The sequence below is a fragment of the Anaerovorax odorimutans genome (assembly GCF_024459955.1).
GTDB classification, from domain to species: domain Bacteria; phylum Bacillota; class Clostridia; order Peptostreptococcales; family Anaerovoracaceae; genus Hominibacterium; species Hominibacterium odorimutans_A.
Map to the genome: position 1 here is coordinate 286,099 of NZ_JANFXK010000002.1, position 24,744 is coordinate 310,842.

Consider the following 24,744-nt stretch of genomic DNA (forward strand, 5'->3'; position numbering starts at 1 on the left):
GTTACAAAAATGAAATATCAGCAAGCAAAAGAAAGCATCGTTGATTGGATGGAAGAGCATAAGGACCCGTATTTTAGAATAGCCGATGAAATATGGGAGAATCCGGAGCTGGGAATGGAAGAGTACGCTTCCAGTAAGCTGGTGGCGGACTGCCTTGAAGAAGCCGGATTCACTGTGGAACGCGGGGTTGCGGGAATGCCTACCGCCTTTATGGCTGTATGGGGCGGCGGCCACCCTGTCCTTGGCTTTGGCTCCGAATATGACGCGCTCCCGGGAGTGTCCCAAAAGAAGGATTCCAACCACCCGGACCCGGTCGTTGAGGGCGCTCCTGGCCATGGCTGCGGCCACAATCTGATGGCAGTCACCGGTCCTTTTGCCGCTATTGCGCTCAAGCGTCAAATGGAGCAGGAGAACCTGACCGGAACGATCAAGGTCTTTGGCACTCCTGCGGAAGAATTATGCCTGGGTAAAGCGTTCATGGGCAAGGCAGGCCTCTTTGAGGGCGTGGACGCGATACTCGACTGGCACTCCATGCAGTGGACAAAACCGGGCTGCTTTTATGCCAATGCCTATTTCAACAGAAAATATCATTTTAAAGGCAAGACAGCCCACGGCAACGCTCCCTGGCACGGACGCAGCTCTCTGGATGCCGCCATGCTGATGGGCCATGCGCTGGAGCTGCTCAGAGAACATATAAAGCCAGGGCTTGAAGGAGCTGCCAATACGCTGAATTACGCATTCCCCGATGAAGGGAACGCATTTCCAAACGTGGTTCCCGATCATACTACTCTCTGGTGCATCGGGCGGATGTGCGACGCTGAGACGGTCGCCGACGCGCTGCAGCGTATTGATGACTGTGCAAAGGGCGCGGCTCTTGCCACAGGAACTACGGTTACATCCGAAGAGATCACAGCCACGCAGAACCTCCTGCCCAACGAAACGCTGAGCGCCGCTCTGGAGGAAAATGCCCATTGGGTCGGCGCGCCGCAATTTACGGAAGAGGAAAATCAGGCTGCCAGAGAAATTCAGGAACAGATGGGCTGTGCGGTTTCAGACTATGAGGGCGTAATTGAAGAAGTCTCTCTGACCGGCCAGCCTACGACGGATGCCTCTGAATACAGCTGGTCCGCTCCCACAGGGACGCTCCATGTACAGATGGCGCCTTCCGCGGCTATGGGCTGGCACAATTGGGGAATCACCCGTTTCGCCGGTTCCAGCATCGGCAAGAAGACATTATTCACCGCAGCTAAGATCCTGGCCGCGACAGGTTATGATCTTGTCATGGAGCCATCCATTATTAAAACGGCTACCGAGGAATGGAAACAGCGCACTGGCGGAAAACCGTACACATCCCTCCTCTCAGATGACGCGAAGCCTGCCTTGGACATCAATAAAGCCATGATGGATAAATTCAGGAAATAAAGAATACGCTTTAACGCTTCATTTATATATTCCCACAAAAAGAGAACGCATACGATTTGAAACCGTATGCGTTCTTTTACATTCTTATTCTTCATCCAGAACATAAGCGTGGGCTTTTGTTCTGCCGTCTTTTTTCTTCAGATATACACCGTGGATTTCCGGCGCGAATCCCGGGAAGCGGTTGATGCCTTCCTCGAGAATCAGGAAATACTCCACGGCTGCCTTGCTCCAGCGTTCTCCCGGCGCAACGCAGAAAATTCCCGGCGGATATGGCAGCGCTCCCTCCAGCGCCACCTCTCCTTCGATGTTTTCGATCTCTACCATTTTCGCACGGTTGCGGATCAAAGCAACGCCCGCTTCATACGGCGTCATGGCAACCTGCGGGAAGGTTTCCTCGCGGAACAGCTCTCTCTGGAATTCCTTTGCGTTGCGGTCCTTGTAGAAATCGTGCATCTCCTGGCAGAGATCCCGGATTCCCACGCCTCTGTAACGTTCCTCATTATCCCAGTACAGGTACGGGATCACCTGGCTTACCGGAGCATTCTGGCGCACCAGCTGCTCAAAGCGCATCAGCTGAGCCACCAGCGAATCCAGCTTTTCTTTGCTCTCAGCCGGCGTCATCAAAAACAGGATGGAATTGAAATCGTTCTTTTCCGGAATGATCCGGTTATCCCGCAGGAAGCTGGCCAAAATGGTGGCCGGAATTCCAAAGTCCTGATATTCCCCGGTTTGGGCATCGATTCCCGGTGTGGTCAGCATCAGTTTGTTGGGGTCGAGGAAATACTGATCCTTTCCGTAGCCTTCAAAGGAATGCCATTTTTCCCCCGGAATAAAGCGGAAGAACTCAATACTGCCCGCAATCTCTTCGGTGCTGTATTCCTCCCACGGTTTCCCGTCAATGGTCGGCGGGATGAAAGGTCTGAGCATCGTACAGCTGCGCAGAATGGATTTGCGGGCCTCAATACCCATCTTCACGCAGTCCGCCCACAGCCTCTTTCCCGATTCACGGTCCTGCATCCTGGCGTTTACATCCAGCGCGGCAAAGATCGGGTAAAACGGGCTGGTGCTGGAATGGGAGCGGTAAGAGTTGTTGAACCGCTTGTAACCCAGGTAACGCTTTTGCCCTTTGATGTGGGAGTCCTTTTTATGTATATAGGAGGACTGGGAAAATCCTGCCTGCTGCTTGTGTACGGACTGGGTAACAAAGATCCCCGGATCTTCCGGACCCAGCTCCAGAAGCAGAGGTGAGCAGTCCCTCATCATGGGGATAAACTGTTCGTATCCGACCCATGCGGAGTCGAACAGAATGTAATCGCACAAGTGTCCAATCCGGTCTACCACCTGACGGGCATTGTAAATGGTGCCGTCATAAGTCCCCAGCTGAATGATCGCCAGGCGGAAAGGCCGCTTTTCCTCTGCCTTCTTGGGATCGATCCTGGCAATCCGTTCTCTCAGATAAGCCTCCTCAAAACAGTGGTCGTCAATACCGCCGATAAATCCGAAGGGGTTTCGGGAGGTTTCCAGGTATACCGGCAGACCGCCGGCCTGTACCAGCGCGGCATCATAGTTGGATTTATGGTTGTTGCGGTCAAAGAGCACCATGTCTCCCGGTGCCACCAGCGCGGTGGCTACAATAATATTGGACGTGCTGGTTCCGTTCATTACAAAGAAGGTGTTATCGGAGTTGAAAACCTTTGCTGCGTTTTTCAATGCGTCCTCCGCCGGTCCCTCATGGATCAGCAGGTCGCCTAAAGCTACGTCGGCATTACAGATATCCGAACGGAAAATGGTTTCCCCGTAAAAGTCGTACAGATACCGGCCTGCCGGATGCTTTCTGAAATACTGGCCGCTCTGATGTCCCGGGCAGTTAAACTGCTGGTTTTTCAGGTCGATATAGTTGCTGAGCGTCTCGAAAAACGGAGGCAGCACCCGCCATTCATACTGCTCCGCCGCGGTTTCGATCTCATTGTCAATGATATCTCGGTTCAGGTTTCCTACATATACCCATCTGTAGATCATTTCCCTCAGGTCCTGGTTGATGTATTCTTCGTCTTCGGAAAAAACAAAGACCGGAACTTCAAACCGAGTATCATAAATCTCCCGGATGATATCCCTGTCTTTATTGGACACTACCGCCGCCGCGATATCCGTGTAATCGGTATCCTTGATTTCCACCAGGTTCCGTTTGGTCGAGAAATACTGCCGGACTTCCGGCGAATAAGCAATTTTCAGTGATCTCAATAAAAATCCCTCCTTCTCTACCACAGTAACAAAATAACTTGGCATTCTCTAAAAATCATTCTCACTGCCCAAACAGTACCATGAACCGTTTGTTCTGTCAACACATAAAAATGTTAAATTTTAGCTTAAAAAAACCGGCGCCTCAGGGCGCCGGAACACAGGCTGCAAAGCATAGCTTACGAGCCGCATCGAATAGCTTTCACGTATACTCAACCTTGCGGCAGTGTCTTTTTTCAGTCATATGCATATTTGCTCAACAATGCGCTCATTTCGGCTTCGTTGTTGAAGCATTTTCAAAGGTTGCGGCCTCTGCTCACTCCTCAGCGCCGCATATCGATCAGATTTCCGCTCTCCCATGCCCGGTATCCTTAAAAACCCTTCAACAACAGCTTGATTTTTCGCTGCGTGTTGATGAAAATCGCAATTTACCTTTTGGCCGGCTTTGCATAGGCACAAAGCCATTGGGAGGCAAGCCCGCAGCCGATCAGCCAGCCAACCAGCCAATCAGGCACCCAGCCGGCCAGCCGGTAACTAATCCCGATTTTTTCGAGAAGTTACGCACTTTTCAACGATCCTGCGGCCTCCAAAACGATTTGCAGCACAAATTTTCGCTTCTCACGGTTTCGAGTGCCCGCAAACCCACAACTTTGCGTAACTTCGCGCCGTTTTTCACAAAAAGTTACCGCAGCCCTATGCTGCGGGCTGCGGTGAATAGCTCTCGCATATACTCGCCCCTGCGGCGGCGTCTTTTTTCAGTCATATGCATATTTGCTCAACAACGAACTCATTTCAGCTTCGTTGTTGAAGTATTTTCAAAGGTTGCGGCCTCTGCTCACCCTTTGGAGCCGCATATCGATCAGATTTCCGCTCTCCCATGCCCGGTATCCTTGAAAAAAGATCAACAGCAGCTTGATTTTCCGCTGCATGTTGATAAAAATCGCAATTTGCCTTTTGGGCGGCTTTTCATAGGCACAAAGCCATTGGGGAGCAAGCCCGCAGCCGATCAGCCAGCCAACCGGCCAATCAGGCACCCAGCCGGCCAGCCGGTAACTAATCCCGATTTTTTCGAAAAGTTACGCACTTTTCAACGATCCTGTGGCCTCCAAAACGATTTGCAGCACAAATTTTCGCTCCTCACGGTTTCGAGTACCCGCAAACCCACAACTTTGCGTAACTTCGCGCTGTTTTTCGCAAAAAGTTACCGCAGCCCAATGCTGCGGGCTGCGGTGAATAGCTCTTACATATACTCGCCCCTGCGGCGGAGTCTTTTTTCAGTCATATGCATATTTGCTCAACAATGCGCTCATTTCGGCTTCGTTGTTGAAGCATTTTCAAAGGTTGCGGCCTCTGCTCACTCCTCAGCGCCGCATATTGATCCAATTTCTGTGCTCCCATGCCCGGTATCCTTGAAAAAAGATCAACAACAGCTTGATTTTTCGCTGCATGTTGATGAAAATAGCAATCTACCTTTTGGGCGGCTTTGCATAGGCACAAAGCCATTGGGAAGCAAGCCCGCAGCCGATCAGCCAGCCAACCGGCCAATCAGGCACCCAGCCGGCCAGCCGGTAACTAATCCCGATTTTTTCGAAAAGTTACGCACTTTTCAACGATCCCGTGGCCTCCAAAACGATTTGCAGCACAAATTTTCGCTCCTCACGGTTTCGAGTACCCGCAAACCCACAACTTTGCGTAACTTCGCGCTGTTTTTCGCAAAAAGTTACCGCAGCCCAATGCTGCGGGCTGCGGTGAATAGCTCTCACATATACTCGCCCCTGCGGCGGCGTCTTTTTTCAGTCATATGCATATTTGCTCAACAATGCACTCATTTCGGCTTCGTTGTTGAAGCATTTTCAAAGGTTGCGGCCTCTGCTCACTCCTTAGAGCCGCATATCGATCCAATTTCTGCGCTCCCATGCCCGGTATCCTTGAAAAACCTTCAACAACAACTTGGTTTTTCGCTGAGTGTTGATGAAAATAGCAATTTGCCTTTTGGGCGGCTTTGCATAGGCACAAAGCCATTGAGAAGCAAGCCCACTGAAAGGCAAGGCCGCAGCCTATCCGCCAGCCAGCCGGCCAATCAACCAACCAGCCGGTAAACAGCTCCGATTTTTTCGAGAAGTTACGCACTTTTCAACGATCCTGCGGCCTCCAAAACGACTTGCAGCACAAATTTTCGCTCCTCACGGTTTCGAGTGCCCGCAAACCCACAACTTTGCGTAACTTCGCGCTGTTTTTCGCAAAAAGTTACCGCAGCCCACTGCTGCGGGCTGCGGTGAAACAGAACTAGTACAAGCTCTGTACAATCTTATATTTTTTTGCGTATCCAATGGGGTTATAGCTGAGTTTAGCTTTTCTCAGGCCCTCGAGGCCCACATCGTCTTCCCGGTTAATCACACGGGCCTGCGGGAATTCGTGTTCCGCAAACTGCTGATTGATCGCCTGATAAAGTCCCGGGATTTGAGAGTTTGCTTTTTCCACACAGATAAACGCCATTTCCTCCAGATCATTGTAATTACCCATGGAGAAGGCTTCCATCCTGCCGTCTACATAAATGGCTCCCATGCGGATTTCCGGAACAATGGGATTATTCAGGACATCCCAGATTCCTTCTTTCTCCTTGTCAAGCCCTTCTTCCTCCGAATTCTGGGATATGTACCAGTTTTCAAGGAAAACCTTGATCTCCTCCGCGTCGTTTTCGCTGAGACTGCGGTATTCCCATCTTCCTTCATATTGTTTTTTAAATTTATTGACCAGATTTTTCTTTTTGTGGTACGCTCTGCCGGAAAGGGTTCTCAGTTTTTCGGCATCGTATAAATAGTCCTTCAGATCCTCCTGTTCGCTGATCTGATAATATGGATCGTCCCGAAGACCCAAATACTCCACCGCTTCCTCATCAGCCAGGAAAATCCTTACCGGACAGTTCAGCTCCTTGTTGAAATAATTCCTCACCAGATGAAAATAGTAAGGAAGATCTTCCTCTCTGCAGGACGGCATCACCGTGTAGATTTCGCCATCCAGCTCCATCTTCCACAGAATGGCCTCTCCTTCGATCAGACAATATTCCAGCCGGTTGGATCTGCTCCACAGAAAGACGTCTAAAAAGCTACTGTCGCAAATTTTATTTGGCCGCAGTGAAAAATACGGTTCCAGAGCTTTCTGGTCCGCCATCGTTAATTTCTGAAAATGCAATTCCGGTGCTTTTTTCGTACACACATCCAAATCCCGTTTTTTCTTGCCGTAACAAAGTTCCTTACTGCATAATGTGCAATTCATCATCTACTCCTCTTCCTCCTTTTGTCTGCTTTCTCATTTATACCCCAAAGATCGGCAATTAATCTGAATTATCGTCCTCAAACAGAATATTTTACCAAGCTCTGAGAAAGCATCCTATATATTTTATACCTATCCGCCCTGCAAAGCAACACAAAAATGGAGCTGCGGGAAAGGCAGGGAGATTTAGCAGCGGAAAATTTGGCAAAGGAGAGCCTTGCGCGGCAGCAAGTACGGGAGCAGGCTTCCTGAAATAAAAGTTACCCATATTCCCCTGTTTTAAGAAGAATATGGGTAATTTTGCAACGGTTCTAGCGGTCTATTTTTTATTAGCTTCCTGTTCCGAATCAGCCTCTTCCTCGTCCTCCGGTTCCTGCGATTGCTCAGAACCCTGCTGCCCGGCGCCGTCTTCCGATGCAGGTTCGTTTTCCAGAGAAGGTTCATCAGGCTCCGAGTCTTCCAGTTCAGGGGTTTCCGCCCCTGTTTCGTCAGGTTCGGTAGTCTCTGGCTCCGGGTCTTCCGATTCGGATTCCTCCTGTTCCGGCTTTTCCGTTCCCGGCTCCTCAGGTTCTGATTCCCCAAGCTCCGTTCCCTCTGACTCGAAATTTTCCGGGGCCTCCTCCTCAGACTCAAGATTTTCCGGCTCCAGATCTTCCGGTGCGAATTCATCATCCGCCGCTGGTTCCGGCTCCTGCGGCACCTCCATCGGGCCCATTTCCATAGGCATATCATCCGGCATCACAATCGGCTCATCGGCCGACGCCGCGGAAAGCATGACCTTCACTTTGAACAGATCTCCGTCTATGGCCAGTTCGATCCAGCCATCCATCAGTTTCATCAGATCTTTGGCTATAGCCAGGCCCAGCCCGCTGCCCTCTGTCGTTCTGGACTCGTCGCCCCGTTTGAACCGCTCCATCAGCTCCGAAGGGTCGATATTGAGCGATTGTCTGGAAATATTCTTCATCTCCATAATCACCAGCTCACCACTTTCGGCCTTCTGTTTCCGAAAGTCAATGTACACTCTGGTATGGGGCTGGGAGTATTTGAGGGCATTGCTCAGCAAATTGGAGGTGACTCTCCACAAAAGCTGCCCGTCGGCTTTGACAAAGTAACGGTCGTGATCAGCATTGATGATAAAGTCCAGTTGGGATTCTTCCACTCGCTGGTTCAGCTCGCCCAGGCCCTGATTGACAAGGGACAGAAGGTCAACCCGGCTCATGCGCACCGGAATAGCGCCGCTGGAAGCCTTGGCAGCTTCGAAGAGATCTTCGGTCAGCTGGCGCAGCCGTTCAGTTTTCTGCTCCAAAACGTCCAGATATTCCGGCGCGTTTTCGCTGTCCAGCCCTTCTGTTTTGAGAAGGTCGATATAGGTCACCATGGAGGTCAGCGGCGTTTTCAAGTCATGGGAAACATTTGAAATCAGATCTGTTTTCATCCTCTGATTTTTCAGCTCGTTCTGCACGGCAATGCTGGTAGCCTTGGATATCTCGTTGATACCGGCGGCCAGCTGATCCAGCTCCCCTTCTCCTTCCACAGGAATCTTATAATCCAGATTTCCCTCGCTGACTTCTTTGATTCCCTTTTTGATCTCATCGTACTTGTTAACCCATCTTGGCGCAAAGACCAGAATCACGATCAGCATTACCGGCGCCAGGAATATCGTCGCCGACAGCAGACAGATGAGAATAGCCACCAGGACCACCTTGCGCATCATGCTTCCTCCCATATAGATTTCCGTATAGATCTTATGGATCAGCCATCCGCACGCGGACCGCTCCAGGAATTCCCCGGCCTTGACCTTTTTCACGCAGGACAGTACAAGTCCCAGACCCAAAGCCGCGCAGCCTCCCCCAAGGAGCACGACCGTTATGACATCGATTGAAATCTCAAACGCTGACGATGCGTAATTTCCGATACCATAGACGGACACGAACAGATTATCCACAACATTCACGACAATCGAGCCGCCGCCGAAAAGAATAATCGCCAGTGCCGCCAGCTGGATCTCTGCGAATACCCGGTCAAAACGATTGATGCCTATCTTCCCCTGCTCGTCTTTCGCCCCTACTGTCACCACCAGATAGATCAGTGACAGCAAGGCGATCACGCCCATCACAATGGCCAGAACAAGCCATATTTTCATCTGCGCCGCCAGAAAGTCAAACTCTACGGGAAACTCGCCATTCCCCAGAAAATACAGATCCGCATAGCCCGAATAAGCGTTCAGCCTTGATGCTCCTATTATACCTACGACTGAAGCCAGAAAGCTGAGAAAGCATACTACAAACGCTGCGATAAAAGCCTTGTTTTTAGATTTTTTCGATTTTGTATCCAATTCCCCACACCACCTTTAAATACTTTGGATTTTTAGGATTGATCTCTATTTTTTCTCTGATTCTCCGAATATGTACGGCTACGGTGTTCTCCGGGTTGTAGGCGGGCTCATTCCAAACCGCCTCATAGATCTGTTCCATCGAAAACACTCTGCCCGCATGTTCGGTCAAAAGCTTTAGGATACCATACTCGATAGGCGTAACCGCCACATTTTTTCCATCCAGCTCCACAGTCTTCTGTTCATCGTCGATGACCAGTCCCCCGGTTTTAAAGATCCCCGTCTTTTTTTCCAGACTGCCCAGATTCACATATCTTCTCAGCTGCGACTTCACCCTGGCGATCAGTTCCAGAGGATTGAACGGTTTTGTTATATAATCGTCGGCGCCGACGTTGAGTCCCGTAATCTTATCATAGTCCTCCGACTTGGCGGAAAGCATAATAATAGGAATATTTTTTTCTTCCCGGATCTTCATAGTTGTTCTCATACCGTCCAGCTTAGGCATCATGATGTCCATCAGGATCAAATGGATTTCTTCTTTTTCTACGACCTTCAGGGCTTCCATTCCATCGTACGCCTTGAATACATCGTACCCCTCGTTTCTCAAATAGATCTCAATGGCATTCACAATTTCCTTATCATCATCACAAACTAAGATATTCATGGTTGCTCCTTTCAGCTTATGTCTTTATGATACGGGGCATTTCTTAATAAACAGCTTCCCCTTTTCTTACAACTTTCTTAACTCCTTCTTGCCTAATGCTCTTAGTTTACCTCTTTTGCCTTCTCACAGCAAGCTCCGGAGAGTTATATCCTTTTCATATTCAATGCCCAGGCAAACAAAAAGACCCTACTCATCAATAAGTAAGGTCTTTTGCGCTTCAATTAACGTTTTGGTAAAACGCCACAATAATAATACGTTCTATCCGGCACATCATTAATATCATCTTCATCAATTTCTGCTACGCATCTAGCCATTGAACCGTCACCCATATACCATCTGATTGGGAAACAGTAGAATCGGAATCTTTTTCCCGAAACCTTATCCAGATCTCCCCCTAAATTTTCCACACCTACTATACCATGTCCCAAAAGTTGTTTATGACATGGTTCCCATGTTCCCCATTGTCCAATTGCTTCTAAATCGCCAAATTTTTCATCATAAGCCTTTTGACCATGGATTTTAATGTACAGTTCTTTGTCAAATTCCGCATAAGCTTCCTCCCCAAACTGTTCAATATATTCTTCTGTGATGGGCCTTCCGGATGCCCCTAATAAGTTCATCCTGGTCATTCCGTTGTTTCCCATAGCGGTATGTAACGGGTGATCTAATGCTTGCATATCCATGGCTACACACTTTACCTTGTGTTTTACAAACCATTTTCCTGCCTCAACTCCCGTACCGCATGAATAATGATAATAGTCTTTTGAATCATCAAACTGCCGGTGCATACCCGTGTTCAGGCAAACCACCATGCCTTCCAATTCTTCCGGCTTAATGTCCGCACGCCTACATGCATCTTCCAAATGCACATCTGTTATGAGTCCCCACTTCTCAATATTAATTTCAAGACAAACGGCATCTCCCGTATATGCGTCTACCGGCATTTCATGCGTATAGCGGGCTCGCTTCCCATCAAACTCTTTCTCCATCACGTGCCTTGGCGCGTCGCAGTGAGTACCAGTATGCATCGTGCATCCAATGTACTGAGTTAAGACACCGCCTTTAGCCATACTATGCTTGCTGTCAATAAGCGGCTTGTCAAAATATGGCCACCGAGGGGTTTCCGCACTAAATGGATGTGTCAAATCCAAAAAAACTTTTTTACTCATTCTTCTTTACCTCCATAATTTTAATTAATTTGCCCAGTATCCGCCTTCCACTGCCACATTCGCGCCGGTCATAAAATCACTTGCAGCGGACGCTAAAAATATACATGGGCCCACAAAGTCTTCCGGTTCACCCAGTCGGCCAACCGGCAGCCGTTTAAGAAAATCTTTGTAGACCTGGCTATCCGGGTCAAACATCCATTCTGTCAGCTCGGACCGGAAGACAGTTGGATTAATTGTATTAACATTGATATGATACTTTGCGGACCATTCGCAGGCTAACGATTGCGCCATCAAGTCAATGCCGCCTTTAGCCGTACAGTAGCCCGTATAGCCCGCCATGCCCATTTTGGATCTGGCCGATGATACTAATATAACCTTCCCTCCTCTTCCCTGCCTGATCATCTCAGCTCCAGCATATTTACAGAACAGCCAAGTTGCCTGAACATCAGAATTCATTATTTTCTGCCATTCTTCCAGGTCTTGTTCAATAATAGGCTGTGGGTTATTGTATCCTGCCGCCGTGAGTAGGACATTTACCTCTCCGAATGTTTCGACCGTGTCTTTAACAACTCGTTTGACATCCTCTTCAACAGCAGGATTCCCTACGGAATAAACACATTCGATATTTTCTTTTTTTAAAGCGTCGCAAAGGCTCTTTAGTTTTTCCTCATTTCTTCCGGTTACCATTATTTTCATACCGGCCAGGCCATATCCAAAGCTTACAGCGCTTCCCAACGCACCTGTCGCCCCCGTAATAATTGCTACTTTTCCTTTGACGTCAAATAAATCACAAACAAATTTTTTATCCATCACCTTTTTCCCTTTCCTTATTACGTATCCATCTTTCTCAAATTTTTGCTTACTATAATTTTACATCCAGTTGCTTTTTGAATATCATCAATGGAATAATCCGTATTGATTTCCGTCAGTACGATTTGCTCATTTTGAATTTCCATTACCCCCATTTCGGTTATTATTTTGTCAATAACATGAACGGCCGTGTATGGCAATGTACAGCGGTCAAGTATCTTGGGCTTTCCCTTTTGCGTATGAAGCATCGCTATGATCACTTTTTTTGCACCCACGACCAAATCCATTGCTCCACCCATGCCGGGAACTAATTTTCCGGGAATAATCCAATTGGACAGGTTTCCGTACCTGTCCACCTCTAACGCGCCTAAAACCGTAACGTCGACATGACTCCCGCGTATGAGCCCAAATGAGGTTGCGCTGTCAAGAAATGCCGCATTTTCATTTACAGTAACGTGTTGTGCTCCGGCATTTATGATATCTTTATTTTCATACCCCCTTTCTGGTTCTGGTCCCATACCCATAATTCCATTTTCTGACTGCAAGATAATATCTACACCCTCGGGAATATAGTTGGCTACCATTGTCGGCAGCCCGATCCCCAAATTGACCACATCTCCATCATTAAACTCCAACGCAACCCTTTTGGCGATTCTCTCCTTTACATCGACCATACTTTTTCACCTCCCACAATGGTATCAACAAATACGCCAGAGGTTACGATATGATTGGGCTCTAGCGTGCCTGTCTTTACAATTTCACAGGCTCCGGCTATAACATGTTTGGCCGCCATAGCCATCAGCGGGTTAAAATTTCTAGTAGTTCCATTATAGAGTATATTTCCAAACTCATCAGCAACAGACCCTCGAATCAGTGAAAAATCAGCAAAGAGCGGTTCCTCCAAAAGATATTCCTTTCCATTCATCATAATCACCTTTTTTCCTTCCGCAACGATCGTCCCTACTCCCGTTGGTGTCAAGAATCCGCCCAAGCCACATCCAGCGGCCCGTATCTTTTCTGCCAAAGTGCCCTGCGGAACTAAAATACACTTCAGCTGCTCGCTTTCATTATTGGTGTTCATTCGCTCTGCGACTTCAGGGTTAAGGCCGACATGGGAAGCGATCAGTGTCTTGATCTGTCCATTTGTTAATAGCTTTCCGACGCCTCTACCTGGCATTCCCGCATCATTGCTTATGATTGTTAAATTTCTGACGTTTTTTTCTACGAGCGCATCAATCAGAACCTCCGGACTGCCGCACGACATAAATCCTCCAATCATGACAGTTGCGCCATCGTTAATATCTGCTACCGCTTCGAAGGCGTTTTTTATCTTGCTTTTCATTCGATTATCTCCTTCATTTAATCTATATAATTTTGTGAAGCTTTTAGCTGAATGATAAGTTTATTGTTAAATTTCTTTTTTTGAGCTTCCAATTCCTTATCTGAATAGGTAAAGAAACCCTCCCCTGTCTTTATACCTAATTTTCCTTTTTTTACTAGCTCTTTAAGAATTGGGTTTGCTTCCTGGCGGTTATCCATAACAGATAAAAGGTTATCCCCTACCGTTGTCCAGATATCCAGTCCTCCCATATCCGCAACCTCAAGCTGGCCTGTAGTCGCATATCGAAATGCCGGCCCAAATTTTAAAGCTCGATCTATATCCTCAGGGGAGGCGATGCCTTGTTCAATTAAAGAAAAAACTTCTCTGGCCACGCCTTGCTGAATCCGGTTTGCTACTAGTCCCGGGACATCCTTTTTTACCTTTACAATTTGTTTCTTGATCTTATTATATAGTCGCTCAACTTCGTTATAAACAGATTCTTGTAAGTTTCCAAAACTCGACAATTCTACAAGAGGCATGATATGGGCCGGACTGTACCAATGACAAATCATTGTTCTCTTTTTTCTCTCCGGAGACACATATAAAAGCATTTTATTTAATGGCAGACTTGACGTATTTGATGCTAATATGGTCTCAGGTTTGCAGAGGTGGTCAAGGTCTTGAAATAGTCTTTGTTTTAAGTCCAGCACTTCCGGCGTCGCTTCTATAACATAATCCACGTCATCAACAGCATCACTAAGCTCGTTAAAAAGATTGATTCGCCTTAATATGTTCTCGATGTCTTCTGTTTTAATTAAATTTTGTATGGCCAGATGTTCAAGTTCTGTTTTAATTGTATCTTTAACGCAATTTCGCATAGACTCGCTTGGCTCATATAGATTCACCGGATATTCTCCAATGGCAAAAGCCTCAGCTATGCCGTGCCCCATCGTTCCGGCACCTAGAACTGCAATTTTTTTAATCATTTTCATTTACTCCTAAACCCCCAATATTGTTCTGGCATCATCCGGACTGGCAACCTTATTCCCCGCAATTTCAATTATTCTTGCCGCCCTTTCTACAAACTGAGCATTTGAATCCGCCAATTCTCCAGGGCCGAAAAAAACATTATCTTCCATGCCTACACGTAAATGTCCGCCTAACGCGATTGTAGCCAACATGATTGGGACATGCCCCTTTCCAATACCCAGCGCCGCCCACGTAGAGTCTCTGGGAATCAGCCTTTTTAAATGGACTAAATTTTCAATAGTTGCAGCCATACCTCCCGCTGCGCCTAAAACAAATTGATAATGTAAAGGGGCTTTCAGCACTCCCTTTTTCAAATAATAGGTAGAATTATAAATCATGCCCGCATCAAAAATTTCAATCTCCGGTTTTGTTCCACACTCAGCCATAAGCAGTCCCAGTTTTTCTAAAAACTGAGGGTGATTGATAAATAGGCTGCTGTTCATCCAGTTCATTGATCCACAATCGAATGAGGCAAGTTCAGGCTTAATGCTTTTTATATGTGCCATTCTCGTTTCATCTGTAGCGTTAAGATCCCCACTGGTAGTACAATTAATCACAATATCGCATTTGGCTTTAATCAAACTAACCGTTTCCTGAAATCGCTGCTCATCCATAGTCCCTTTGCCTTGATCATCTCTCATATGAAGATGGCAAATCGCTGCTCCAGCCTGATAACAGGCATAAACATCATCTGCGATTTCTTTTGGCGTGAGGGGCAGGTTTGGGTTGTCTTTTTTTGATGGCCAGGCCCCGGTGGGCGCAACTGTTATGATTGTCTTCTTCTTACTCATCTCTTACTATCCTCCATTTTATAGCTTTTATCTTTCAATATCATTTGGGATCATAAAGGCTCAATTTGCTTTACGCTTTACTATAAATGCAAAAACAATGCCAGCTTTTTCTCTATTAAAATCAAATTCCACTTTACCGAAGGTCAATCCGCCTTAAATGCTTTTTTTGGCTAATGCATTTTTACTTCAAATTTGTTATAATGACTTACAAGTTATAAAAGAAAAATTTTTTGAGTATTTTTTGCACCAAAAAATACTCAGCATATTGATTATTTTCACCACCCTTTCCTAAGGAGAATTCTATGAAAAATAACATCCCACTTAATAATGATGAAATCCAGGCTTTAAAAAATTCTGTGGATTTTGAAGACATTTGCAACCATCTAATTGATTCAATCTATATAACAGATGGTCAGGGCACAACTCTTTATGTAAATCAAAAATATTTGGATTTGGGGAATTTAAAGCCTGAGGAAATTGTTGGAAGAAATATTTTTGATATAAATGAGGAAGAAGATATCTATACCAATGGTGTCTTACCTACTGTCCTCAAAACGAAACAGACCGCGGAAACGATTGGAACCCTCACGCGGACAAATAAGAAACTTTATGTCACAGGAATTCCAATCCTCGATGAAGAGGGAAATATCAAATATGCCATTGCTCACCAAAAAGATATAGAGAGGCTGGAGGAACTGCGAGAAAATTTGGCGACGCTCCGGGTTGCTTATAATCAAGAGAGCGCGGAACTGGAATACCTTAGACAGAAGCAAATGAATGATATTAATATTATTGTTGAAAGCGACAATATGAAGGAAGCATTTTCTACCATCTCCGCCATTGCAGACACCGATGTTACCGTACTGATAACGGGAGAAAGCGGTACTGGTAAGGAAGTTCTGGCGGATGCGATCTATAAAAACAGCACCCGAAACGGGCAGCCCTTCATAAAGATTAATTGTTCTGCTATCCCCGCAAATTTACTTGAGTCTGAGCTCTTTGGCTACGAGCCCGGATCATTCACAGGTGCTAATCAAAAAGGAAAGACCGGATTAATTGAAATCGCTAATGATGGTGTGTTACTCCTTGACGAAATAGGCGATATGCCTTTAGAACTTCAAGCAAAAATGCTCCGGGTTTTGCAGGAGCGACAGATAACTAAAATAGGCGGCAAGGCTCCGATCGACCTAAATGTCCGCTTTATTGCCGCAACCAACAAGGACCTGAAAAAGGAAATTGAAAAGGGACATTTTCGAGAAGACCTCTATTATCGTCTAAATGTGGTTCCCATTCATCTTGAGCCTTTAAGAAAGCGTTCCGAAGATTTAGGACCGCTTATGGATGGATTGTTAAAAAAATATAATACCAAATACAATAAAGATATTATTATGACGATGGGAGCGTCTCAGCTGCTTCATGAATATGAATGGCCCGGAAATATCCGGGAGCTAAAAAATATTATTGAACGCATGGTGGTGGTCAATAAAACAGGTGTCATCGATGTGGCTTTAGTAAGTAGTGTCTTGAATATTAAACATACTTTTACCTCCGCCGACTCCTTTTCTCTTAAAGGCGCAGTGGAGGATCTTGAAAAAAGAATGATTTTAAAAGCGATTGAAATGAACGGATCAAAACGCAAGGCTGCAACCGCTCTAGGCGTCGATCATTCAACCTTGATTAAAAAATGTCAGAGATATGGAATCTAACGCATAAAACCTCCAGACTATGCAGGTTCACTACATCAGTCCGGAGGTTTTTAGAGCCTTTTTATTAGAAATCCAATGTTAAAGCAGTTTTTCAAATTCTTCTGTTGAATATTCCCTGCCAGTTTTTTTAGCCTCAAGAGCTGTCAAGAGCGCCTTATATCTTTTCCCTGTTATTGGGTAAAAGATAAGAGCAACGCATCCAATTATATATATGATTCCAGGAATAACCGTGCAAATAGAATCGATGGCCGTAATCGCACTGGCCGGTTGTGCATTAAGGGTACCGTCATATCCGCCATAGCTAAGGACAAACCCTGTTACAGATAAAGCCACGGAACCACCTATCTTCTGAAAGAATGCCATAGACGCAGTGATAATGCCTTCTCTCCGCTTGCCATTTTTAAATTCATCCACTTCACTGATGTCGTACATCATCGCATAATAAAGGGCCCAGAGGGAAGAATTCGCAACCTGATAGCAGATTCCCCAAATGACGAGACTTGGAACTCCAGTAATGCCGATAAAGTAGTAAATCGCCAAGGAGATACCGCCAAAACCCAAGCAAAACATAAATACGGTTCGCTTGTCAAACCTCTTTGTAAAGGCGCTGATCAGCGGTAGGAATACGATAGCCAATGCTGGTATTATTAATAAAAGCAATGATTGCCTGCCCGCATTAAAACCCAATTTATTGGTCATGATGTAAACCATCCCATTGCTGGCCATTGTACAGACAAACGCCCCACAGAATGTGGCTACAGCCAAAGGAACGGTAGGTTTGAGCTTAAATATTTGGCCGATAGTCCGAAAGATATTTACTTTATCTTCTTTTTTCACGACTGTTTTTTCCGCCGGCAGTTCCCTTCCCCTGGTACAAATCCAACAAATTACAATTCCAATAAATATTACTAGCCCTATTATCAATCCTACGTTGCTCCAACCTCTTTGAACGCTCATCCCCATATCGATCGATTTTTGTACGATCATCGGGGGTGTCGAAGACGCAATCATTGTCGCCGCGTGTAAAAATACCGCTGCATATAATCGAAGCGACGTCCTTTCCTCAAATACTTGCGTCACTTCAGCGCCTAATGCAAAATATGGAATTGTATAAACGGTATAGCATGTCCAAAATATAATTGATAAAATGATCGCATAAGCAATTTTTGCATTCATGCTCATATCAAAGCTGCAGAACATTAGATATGTTACAACTGCATAAGGGATCGCAACACTGATCATCAGCGGGCGCCGCCTCCCATGCTTGCTGTTAAAATTATCAGAAATATACCCAATTGCCAGGTCTGTAACAGCATCCCAGAATACTGCTATTGAGGAAATGATTCCTCCTACAGATGCTGGAATTCCAACGATATCGGTCAGATAAAACAAGAAGAAAAAATAAAATAGATTGTACCCTGTACATTCGCCAAATTCCCCTATTCCATATCCTATTTTATTTTTTAATGTTAGTGGCTTTTGTTTAACTGTATTATCCATTTCTCCTCCTTTACTAAATATAGAAGTCCATAATTGACGCTTCTTTTCCTAAAGCGGAAAGCTTAGAAAGTCCAGCCTGGAGCTTTGTTAATAAAGCATACGGCGGTATCAATTACACTTTCGTCTCCACGGGTTGAAACGAGATCAATCCAATGGCCCAGCTTAATATCTTCTAATTGCCCCACCTGAAATCTGGTTACAAATTTGTTTGCAATGGCTTCTTCTCGTGTGCAAGTTATACTGAATGGTTTTAATGCCTTTCTCCAATCCCAAATGTAGACATCTATGTCAGAGGCTAACTTGAGTGACATTCCGTTTTTGGGAGCAGGTACAGAACCTCCATATTCCATGTAAACAAGTTTGTCTTTATTTTCATCATATTTATTGAAGGTAAGCGTATTTTCTTCAATTGTAAAAAAGTCGCCTACTTTTAACGTTTCCTCCGTGATCTTGTATTTGAACATTGCGTATGTCCCAAATTCGATATGTGTTTGCAGCAGTCCATTTTCATTTTCAAATGTATCCGCCATTATCAGCTGTTTTACAATGCCGTTCTCATCAAATATCGGCATATATAAAAACTCAACAATGCTTGGATATTGTCCATACCTTCCAGCATCTATATAGTCATATACATCTTTTTCTGTATCGAATAGATACTCTTTGCTGTGAATAAGCATTTGGATTTGATATCCGGTGCGCCCTTGGTCTTTGAAGATCTCTGTGACGAATCCAATCTTGTTTATTTTTTTATCGATTTCTGTTAACATGTTCTTTCTCCTTCAATTTTAATTTTGCAATAATTATCGTTTGGTCATACCCCTTTTAGCATGGTTCACCTCCTTGCCTTTCATTTCTTAATGACTATATTAAATGCAAGTCTAATGCCAAAAGAATATTTACAGCAAAATATCTTCTCAGCATATGGAATTCCTCTTATTAAGCACATGTTTTTACATTATTTGGTTAAATCGTTTATAAAACTGGTGAACCTTTTCATCATTTTCCGGTTTTGATGGTGAATGATTTCTTTACGAAACAAAAAGGTAATTAACGATAACTCTATATGGAAAAAATTTTAGAACAATAAAATATGTGCCAAACTATCAGCTGAAAGAGTTTGGCACATTAAAAAGATCCAGAATGTGGGTAAGGATAAAGAAAACTACTGACAAGGGGTTTGCGCTGCTTTTTTCTAACGTTTGCTGCGTGTCTTACAACTTTCTTAACTCCTTCTTGCGAAGAAAACGCCTGCGGCCATTACAACCGCGAAAATAATCAAATAATACACAACCGCCATGCGGTGGGCGAAGCACGCGGCAACGATCATGAAAACACATCCGCAGACAGCCAGCGCAGGCATGACAAAACGCTTGAAGCGGTTCAAGTCCTTTTCCTTTTTCATCATCAGGATGAAAACCGGGATATAGAAGGCATATAGGGTGACGATCGGCAGCTCTGAGGTATCAAAGCTGAAGGGTCCGAACCAGGGCCCTGTGAGGTTGGAGCCGTAGAAATACAGCAGCCAGAAACCGCACAGCAGGAGCCCGAAGATGGCCGAGTTTGCCGGCATGTTGGTGGCCTTGTCCACAGAACCGAACAGGTCCGGGCGAGGCCCTTCCTTTCTGGCGGCCAGTGCGTACATCCCTCTGGTGCAGCCCAGCATCAGACCATTCAAAGTGCCCAGGCAGGAAACTACGATAATGACAAAGATGACAGTTCCCGCGGCCTGGGAAAATATTGTTTCAAAGGCCAGTCTGGCCCCTTCTTCCCCGCCGGCCATCATCACTTCATTGCTGACCGCTCCGGCCAGACCGATATAGTAGAGAATGTAAACAGTCATGATAATCAGAGTTCCGCCCAGCAGCGCCCTGGGAAGGTTCTTCTTGCTGTCCTTCAGCTCCGAGTTGATGCTGGTGGCGATGATCCATCCTTCGTAAGCAAAAGAGGACGCCACCACAGCCGTAAACAGCAGGGTAGCCGTATCGCCGGTGTCCTCCACCACATTGGTAAAATTGTAAACGGTCATGCCGCTCCTAAGTCCTGCGATGGTACCCACAATCGCCATCAACAGCAAAGGCACCAGCTTGATGACAGTCGTTGCCACCTGGAACTTACCGGACAGTACCGGGGAAAGGGCATTGAGGGCATAGCTGGCAATAAGAAAAAATCCGGCTATGACCATACACGGGCCGCCGGCAATATCCCATCCCAAAAGCACGCAGGTATATCTGGCCGAAACCCAGGCCAGGACGCAGGTCAGGTTGGGGTAATACAGGATGGCGAGAAACCAGCCCACGTAATAGCCGTACTTTTTCCCCGCCGCCGCTTCGGCATAGTCCACGACTCCGTTGACCTTTTCATATTTCGTCGCCATGACCGCAAAGGTGTAGGCGCAGGTAACCATAATCAGCCCGCCGATGATCCAGGCCAGAATTCCCAGCGGCAGATTTCCGCCCGTGGCGTTGAGAATTTTTTCCGCCTTGAAAAAGACTCCGCTGCCGATGACGATTCCCACCACCATGGCGATGGCCGTCACCAGCCCATAACGCTTCTCCAGTTTTGTTTCCATATTCTACGTTTTCTCCTATCGCACTTTAAATTTTACATCCAGATCTTCCGCGATCTTTCCGCAGCGTTCTACCGCATCCTTTGGAATGCAGCTGACAACGCTTACTGCAACGTCTTCCACGTACTGTTTTACGTCGCGGATGTATGTAAGGATGGCGTCATAGGATTCTTTGCCGAATGTCGGATGGCAGAGAGCATCATAAGCTTCCGCGTCGGCTTCATTGAGGCTGATTGACACCCGGTCGATGACGCCTTCCAGCATAGGCGCGGTCCGCTTTCCGTAAATCAGATCGGCCAGGCCGTTGGTGTTGATCCTTACCTTGGTATCAGTATGTTCTTTGAGATAGCGGGCCACCTCCAAAACGTCGTCCAGGCGCATAGCAGGTTCTCCGTATCCGCAGAAGATGATTTCTTCATAATCCTCTGCGCGGAAAGCTTTCAGCGCCTCAATTACTTCCGAGACTTCCGGTTCCCTGTCCAGCCACAGGCTGTCCGCTCCGCCCAGACCGTCGGTCATCTGGCGAACGCAGAATTCGCATTTATTGGTGCAGCGGTTGGTCATGTTGATATAAAGTCCCCCGCCGTAGGTATATACAATATTGTTTCCCATCTTGCCGTTTTCCTGCCTTTCTTTTAACAGTATTTCCATTATACATCATTTGCATAAGCTGTAAACAGAAGAAAAAAGCTGTCACACCGGAGAGTTTGAAACCCAGTGTGACAGCCCTGCGCTTTTCCATGCTTATCTCAGTTAGTTATGCTCCTGCTCTTTCCTTTGGTTTTTCGCTGTTGCCCGCGCATATACGTTCAAAAATGCCCAGAAACCCAGCAGCACCTGAAACAGCGGCGCAAGTTCATAAATTGCTACTTTTAAATAATGAGGCTCGATGTTTAATCCCAGCAGCATCCAGCCAAACCCCAGCGAAAGGATGGTCAGCAGGATAAAAACCGTAACGTTTTCGGCCCGGCTTGTCTTTAGTTTTATATTGCCGCAAAAGAAGCCGCCCAGACATACGCCCGCTGCCAAGTGGAAGAGCCAGTCGACCGCAAAGGCAGTAAATACCCCCGCCTGAATTTTATAATCGTTGCCCGCTTCCCATCGCAGCAGCCAGTAACATACTACAAATAAAAGAACCAAACTTATTCCTCTTTTTAGATAATACACACTCACACCTCCTTTACGCAGAATCGTTTTCCGCTTTTCCTTTCAATTTAGCTTCCAATTCCTTTTCCCTGTCCAAATTCTCCACGACGCCCACAGCGCGGATCGGATGCCCGTCTTTATCGCAGACAGAAGTCAGAGTCACCCGATTCCAATGATAGCTGCCATCGGAAGACATGAGACGGGCCTCACAGATGGCTCTTGGCTTTCCGTTGAATATATCCTGATACATGCGCACGAACGGGTCTATGTGGTCCGGATGCACCATTTTCTGCTGGATGATACAGTCCGGAACATTCTCCAAGTGGGGAGGCATGCCGAACTTCCTGGCGCTGTCCTCACTGCAATCGCTTGTGCGTTTTTTAATGTCCAGATCAAATAATACGCTGGAAGTACCCTGCATGGCTAAGCGCAGGCGCTCCTCCGAAATACGGAGCTGCTCTTCCGCTTCCTTTTCCTCCGTAACGTTCCGCAGGGAGGCATAGAAGATCTGACGGCCTTTGTTCTCCGCCAGGAAAAACAGTTTCATGCGGATCCAGAGCGTCCCGCCGCCGCAGCGCCTTCGTCTCAGCACTTCCTCCACGCCGCTCTCCGGATACTCGGCGGCTTCCTTCAGCAGCCGGTCCAGGATCCCCCGGTCCTCTTCATACACCATATCGGAGATATGCTTTGCGTAATTCTGCAGTTCTTCCTCGCTGCACCCGGTCTCTGCGTAGTAGCCTTCATTGACGCGGATCAATTCCAGATTTCCCTTGTAATATTCGTAAAAAGCCACGCCGCCTATGATGTTCTGCAAAAGCACGTTGGACATCACATCCGGCTGCATCAGCTCCTGCAGGTTGAAGGTTTCACCCATCTTCCTGCGCATGCCCCGGTAATCGACCTTTTCGCCGTCCCGCATCAGCTCCTTGAATTCCTCCATGGGCATGGGCCGGTAATAGTAATACCCCTGTGCGTAATGGCAGTTGATACTCAGGAGGAATTCCACCTGTTCCCTGGTCTCTACGCCCTCTGCGATCACGTAGAGATTGATCCACTTAGCCATGCGCACCACCGATTCCATGATGTCGCCGCCCTTTCCGTGACCGTTGGTTTCGCCTGTGAGAAAGCGCATATCCAGCTTCAATATATCTACGCTGATATCCTTGAGCATGTTAAGGGAGGAATATCCGCTGCCGAAGTCATCCATCAATATGGTGAAACCGTAGGCCTGCAGACGGGCCACGACCTCTGTTAGATATTCGATATTGCTGGAATAGGCCGACTCCGTGATTTCCAGCTGAAACAGCTTTGGATCGATCTGATATTTTTCCACCAGGGAAACGATCTGTTCATAGAGGTCGTCGTTATACAAATTGATCCGGGAAACATTGACCGATATGGGAATCGGCCGGCCGCCCTCATCGATCCAGCGGCGCATCACCTTGCAGACCTCTTCCCACACGAAATAATCCAGCTTGAGAATAAACTTATTTTTCTCAAAGATGGGGACGAAGTCTCCCGGTGAAACCATTCCCTTCTCCGGATGGATCCAGCGAACCAGAGCCTCGCCGCCGACAATCCTTCCTGTGTCCATGTCGCATTTTGGCTGTATGTATACCTTGAATTCTCCGTTTTTCAAGGCAAAGTCCATATCGTTGACAATCTCCTGTTCCAGCATCAGATTGTCCCTCAGGGATTCATTGTAAACGGCGTAATTGACCAGATAGTTATTTTTGACGGAATTGAGAGCCAGAATCGCCCGATCGCACATCCTGCTGGCGGGTAAAGCGGGGTCCTCCACCTGATAAAAGCCAATGGCCGCCACCAGTTCCATGGGCAGCGGGTAGGATTTGAACATCTGCGTGATCCTTTCCGCCACGTAAGCGTATTGCTCTCCGATATTGGGGTAACAGCCCACGAAAACATCGGCCACAAGACGGCCCACAACGCCGCCCGCTTCCGCAGTCCCCACTTTAAGATGGTTTCCCACGAATTGCAGCAGCCGGTCTCCCTCCCGGGTCCCGTACAGATCGTTGACTAGTTTAAACCGGTCAATATCCAGACAGACGATCGTATAATCCTGCTCAGGATGACGGCGTATCAGCGATTCCGCCTTTTTATAGAAAGTTTCCTTATTATAAATCCCCGTCAGCGAATCGTACTGTCTTGCCAGTTTCAGCTCATTGCGGAGAATCATATTGTGTACCCTCCGGCGAAGAAGATTTTTCTCATAAGGCCGGATGATGATTTCCGCCGCCCCGGCTTTGATCGCTCCTGCGGCAACAGTAAGATCATACTCCTTTAAAACAGCGATCGCCGGTATATCGTCGGAGAGAATTTTTTCCTTTACCGCATCCATGATTTTATTCCCCGACATTGTCAGCAGCGCCTGATCCACAAGCGCCACTTCAATATTGCCTCTGCAGCGGGTCATCGCCTGCAGAGCTTCCTGCTCATTGAAAGCCTGGATCACAATGTACTGCTCTTCCAGATATTCCTTTAACCTGTCATTATCTTCTTTCCGGCTTTCCAATACCAAAACGATATGTTTGCGCATACTAACCCCTCGTGAAATATGTCCCTTGCAAAAGTCTTCCTTATATATCCCCATTATAGTACAAGGCCGCTGTCTCTTACAACAGAAATCAAAGCTCTTACCATTTAAGGCGAATTTCCTGTTAATTAGGAAGATTCTCTTTTTTTATGTAATTTTTTTGATAGAATTGAGAATTAGATAAGTCTATGTTCAAATAACCGGCACAGGCCATATGGCA

The 24,744-nt window shown here is 46.6% G+C and carries 19 protein-coding genes; 3 read left to right on the forward strand and 16 right to left on the reverse strand.

What is annotated here, in order from left to right:
- Positions 1 to 9: 9 nt before the first annotated feature.
- Positions 10 to 1,422 carry an amidohydrolase gene (locus NE619_RS03460; RefSeq protein ID WP_256130968.1) on the forward strand — a complete coding sequence of 471 codons (1,413 nt, stop codon included), beginning with the start codon at positions 10 to 12 and terminating at the stop codon, positions 1,420 to 1,422.
- 84 nt (positions 1,423 to 1,506) lie between these two features.
- On the opposite strand, the gene speC is transcribed toward NE619_RS03460, so the two are convergent.
- Complete coding sequence (gene speC, locus NE619_RS03465; RefSeq protein ID WP_256130969.1) at positions 1,507 to 3,663, reverse strand: ornithine decarboxylase; 2,157 nt, start codon at positions 3,661 to 3,663, stop codon at positions 1,507 to 1,509.
- Between the two features lie 110 nt (positions 3,664 to 3,773).
- Between speC and NE619_RS03470 the strand changes: the two genes are divergently transcribed.
- Positions 3,774 to 5,759 (forward strand): hypothetical protein, encoded by a 1,986-nt coding sequence (locus tag NE619_RS03470; RefSeq protein ID WP_256130970.1) that lies wholly within the window; start codon positions 3,774 to 3,776, stop codon positions 5,757 to 5,759.
- 187 nt (positions 5,760 to 5,946) lie between these two features.
- Here NE619_RS03470 and NE619_RS03475 read toward each other — a convergent pair whose 3' ends face one another.
- From NE619_RS03475 to NE619_RS03515, 9 genes are all read right to left on the reverse strand, one after another.
- A complete protein-coding gene (locus tag NE619_RS03475) occupies positions 5,947 to 6,939 on the reverse strand; it encodes a DUF2156 domain-containing protein (protein ID WP_256130971.1) in 993 nt (330 codons plus the stop codon).
- A gap of 313 nt (positions 6,940 to 7,252) precedes the next feature.
- On the reverse strand, positions 7,253 to 9,268 hold the full coding sequence (locus NE619_RS03480) for a histidine kinase dimerization/phospho-acceptor domain-containing protein (protein ID WP_256130972.1): 2,016 nt from the start codon (positions 9,266 to 9,268) through the stop codon (positions 7,253 to 7,255).
- Complete coding sequence (locus tag NE619_RS03485; RefSeq protein WP_256130973.1) at positions 9,243 to 9,929, reverse strand: response regulator transcription factor; 687 nt, start codon at positions 9,927 to 9,929, stop codon at positions 9,243 to 9,245. Before NE619_RS03485 ends, NE619_RS03480 begins: the two co-directional genes overlap by 26 nt.
- 221 nt (positions 9,930 to 10,150) lie before the next feature.
- Entirely contained in the window at positions 10,151 to 11,098 is a 948-nt protein-coding gene (locus NE619_RS03490) for a cyclase family protein (protein WP_256130974.1), read from the reverse strand.
- 24 nt (positions 11,099 to 11,122) lie between these two features.
- Entirely contained in the window at positions 11,123 to 11,908 is a 786-nt protein-coding gene (locus tag NE619_RS03495; protein ID WP_256130975.1) for an SDR family NAD(P)-dependent oxidoreductase, read from the reverse strand.
- A gap of 20 nt (positions 11,909 to 11,928) precedes the next feature.
- Positions 11,929 to 12,582 carry a 3-oxoacid CoA-transferase subunit B gene (locus NE619_RS03500; RefSeq protein ID WP_256130976.1) on the reverse strand — a complete coding sequence of 218 codons (654 nt, stop codon included), beginning with the start codon at positions 12,580 to 12,582 and terminating at the stop codon, positions 11,929 to 11,931.
- Positions 12,570 to 13,250 carry a CoA transferase subunit A gene (locus NE619_RS03505; RefSeq protein WP_256130977.1) on the reverse strand — a complete coding sequence of 227 codons (681 nt, stop codon included), beginning with the start codon at positions 13,248 to 13,250 and terminating at the stop codon, positions 12,570 to 12,572. Before NE619_RS03505 ends, NE619_RS03500 begins: the two co-directional genes overlap by 13 nt.
- A 17-nt stretch (positions 13,251 to 13,267) precedes the next feature.
- Positions 13,268 to 14,215: a 3-hydroxyacyl-CoA dehydrogenase family protein gene (locus tag NE619_RS03510; RefSeq protein ID WP_256130978.1), complete on the reverse strand. Its 948-nt coding sequence runs from the start codon at positions 14,213 to 14,215 to the stop codon at positions 13,268 to 13,270.
- A 12-nt stretch (positions 14,216 to 14,227) separates the two neighbouring features.
- Entirely contained in the window at positions 14,228 to 15,049 is an 822-nt protein-coding gene (locus NE619_RS03515; protein WP_256130979.1) for a 3-keto-5-aminohexanoate cleavage protein, read from the reverse strand.
- 302 nt (positions 15,050 to 15,351) lie between these two features.
- On the opposite strand from NE619_RS03515, the gene NE619_RS03520 reads away from it, so the two are divergent.
- Positions 15,352 to 16,755: a sigma-54 interaction domain-containing protein gene (locus NE619_RS03520; protein WP_256130980.1), complete on the forward strand. Its 1,404-nt coding sequence runs from the start codon at positions 15,352 to 15,354 to the stop codon at positions 16,753 to 16,755.
- Between the two features lie 78 nt (positions 16,756 to 16,833).
- Here the strand turns inward: NE619_RS03520 and NE619_RS03525 are convergent, their stop codons facing one another.
- The 6 genes from NE619_RS03525 to NE619_RS03550 all read right to left on the reverse strand — a co-directional run bounded on the left by NE619_RS03525 (position 16,834) and on the right by NE619_RS03550 (position 24,527).
- Positions 16,834 to 18,255, reverse strand: a complete 1,422-nt coding sequence (locus NE619_RS03525; RefSeq protein WP_256130981.1) for an MFS transporter — start codon at positions 18,253 to 18,255, stop codon at positions 16,834 to 16,836.
- Positions 18,256 to 18,317: 62 nt separating this feature from the next.
- Positions 18,318 to 19,025: a hypothetical protein gene (locus NE619_RS03530; protein WP_256130982.1), complete on the reverse strand. Its 708-nt coding sequence runs from the start codon at positions 19,023 to 19,025 to the stop codon at positions 18,318 to 18,320.
- A gap of 455 nt (positions 19,026 to 19,480) precedes the next feature.
- Complete coding sequence (locus tag NE619_RS03535; RefSeq protein WP_256130983.1) at positions 19,481 to 20,827, reverse strand: APC family permease; 1,347 nt, start codon at positions 20,825 to 20,827, stop codon at positions 19,481 to 19,483.
- 15 nt (positions 20,828 to 20,842) lie between these two features.
- Positions 20,843 to 21,475 (reverse strand): TIGR04100 family radical SAM protein, encoded by a 633-nt coding sequence (locus NE619_RS03540; RefSeq protein ID WP_256130984.1) that lies wholly within the window; start codon positions 21,473 to 21,475, stop codon positions 20,843 to 20,845.
- Between the two features lie 102 nt (positions 21,476 to 21,577).
- A complete protein-coding gene (locus tag NE619_RS03545; protein ID WP_256130985.1) occupies positions 21,578 to 21,991 on the reverse strand; it encodes a hypothetical protein in 414 nt (137 codons plus the stop codon).
- A 13-nt stretch (positions 21,992 to 22,004) separates the two neighbouring features.
- Positions 22,005 to 24,527 (reverse strand): EAL domain-containing protein, encoded by a 2,523-nt coding sequence (locus NE619_RS03550; RefSeq protein ID WP_256130986.1) that lies wholly within the window; start codon positions 24,525 to 24,527, stop codon positions 22,005 to 22,007.
- Positions 24,528 to 24,744: the final 217 nt, after the last annotated feature.

What these genes read in the sequence shown, in the direction of transcription:
- NE619_RS03515 (WP_256130979.1), bottom strand. Translation starts at nt 15,049, where the DNA reads ATGAGTAAGAAGAAGACAATCATAACAGTTGCGCCCACCGGGGCCTGG.
- NE619_RS03505 (WP_256130977.1), bottom strand. Translation starts at nt 13,250, where the DNA reads ATGAAAAGCAAGATAAAAAACGCCTTCGAAGCGGTAGCAGATATTAAC.
- NE619_RS03460 (WP_256130968.1), top strand. Translation starts at nt 10, where the DNA reads ATGAAATATCAGCAAGCAAAAGAAAGCATCGTTGATTGGATGGAAGAG.
- NE619_RS03550 (WP_256130986.1), bottom strand. Translation starts at nt 24,527, where the DNA reads ATGCGCAAACATATCGTTTTGGTATTGGAAAGCCGGAAAGAAGATAAT.
- NE619_RS03525 (WP_256130981.1), bottom strand. Translation starts at nt 18,255, where the DNA reads ATGGATAATACAGTTAAACAAAAGCCACTAACATTAAAAAATAAAATA.
- NE619_RS03490 (WP_256130974.1), bottom strand. Translation starts at nt 11,098, where the DNA reads ATGAGTAAAAAAGTTTTTTTGGATTTGACACATCCATTTAGTGCGGAA.
- NE619_RS03530 (WP_256130982.1), bottom strand. Translation starts at nt 19,025, where the DNA reads ATGTTAACAGAAATCGATAAAAAAATAAACAAGATTGGATTCGTCACA.
- NE619_RS03500 (WP_256130976.1), bottom strand. Translation starts at nt 12,582, where the DNA reads ATGGTCGATGTAAAGGAGAGAATCGCCAAAAGGGTTGCGTTGGAGTTT.
- NE619_RS03485 (WP_256130973.1), bottom strand. Translation starts at nt 9,929, where the DNA reads ATGAATATCTTAGTTTGTGATGATGATAAGGAAATTGTGAATGCCATT.
- NE619_RS03495 (WP_256130975.1), bottom strand. Translation starts at nt 11,908, where the DNA reads ATGGATAAAAAATTTGTTTGTGATTTATTTGACGTCAAAGGAAAAGTA.
- NE619_RS03535 (WP_256130983.1), bottom strand. Translation starts at nt 20,827, where the DNA reads ATGGAAACAAAACTGGAGAAGCGTTATGGGCTGGTGACGGCCATCGCC.
- NE619_RS03520 (WP_256130980.1), top strand. Translation starts at nt 15,352, where the DNA reads ATGAAAAATAACATCCCACTTAATAATGATGAAATCCAGGCTTTAAAA.
- NE619_RS03470 (WP_256130970.1), top strand. Translation starts at nt 3,774, where the DNA reads ATGTTAAATTTTAGCTTAAAAAAACCGGCGCCTCAGGGCGCCGGAACA.
- NE619_RS03475 (WP_256130971.1), bottom strand. Translation starts at nt 6,939, where the DNA reads ATGATGAATTGCACATTATGCAGTAAGGAACTTTGTTACGGCAAGAAA.
- NE619_RS03540 (WP_256130984.1), bottom strand. Translation starts at nt 21,475, where the DNA reads ATGGAAATACTGTTAAAAGAAAGGCAGGAAAACGGCAAGATGGGAAAC.
- NE619_RS03510 (WP_256130978.1), bottom strand. Translation starts at nt 14,215, where the DNA reads ATGATTAAAAAAATTGCAGTTCTAGGTGCCGGAACGATGGGGCACGGC.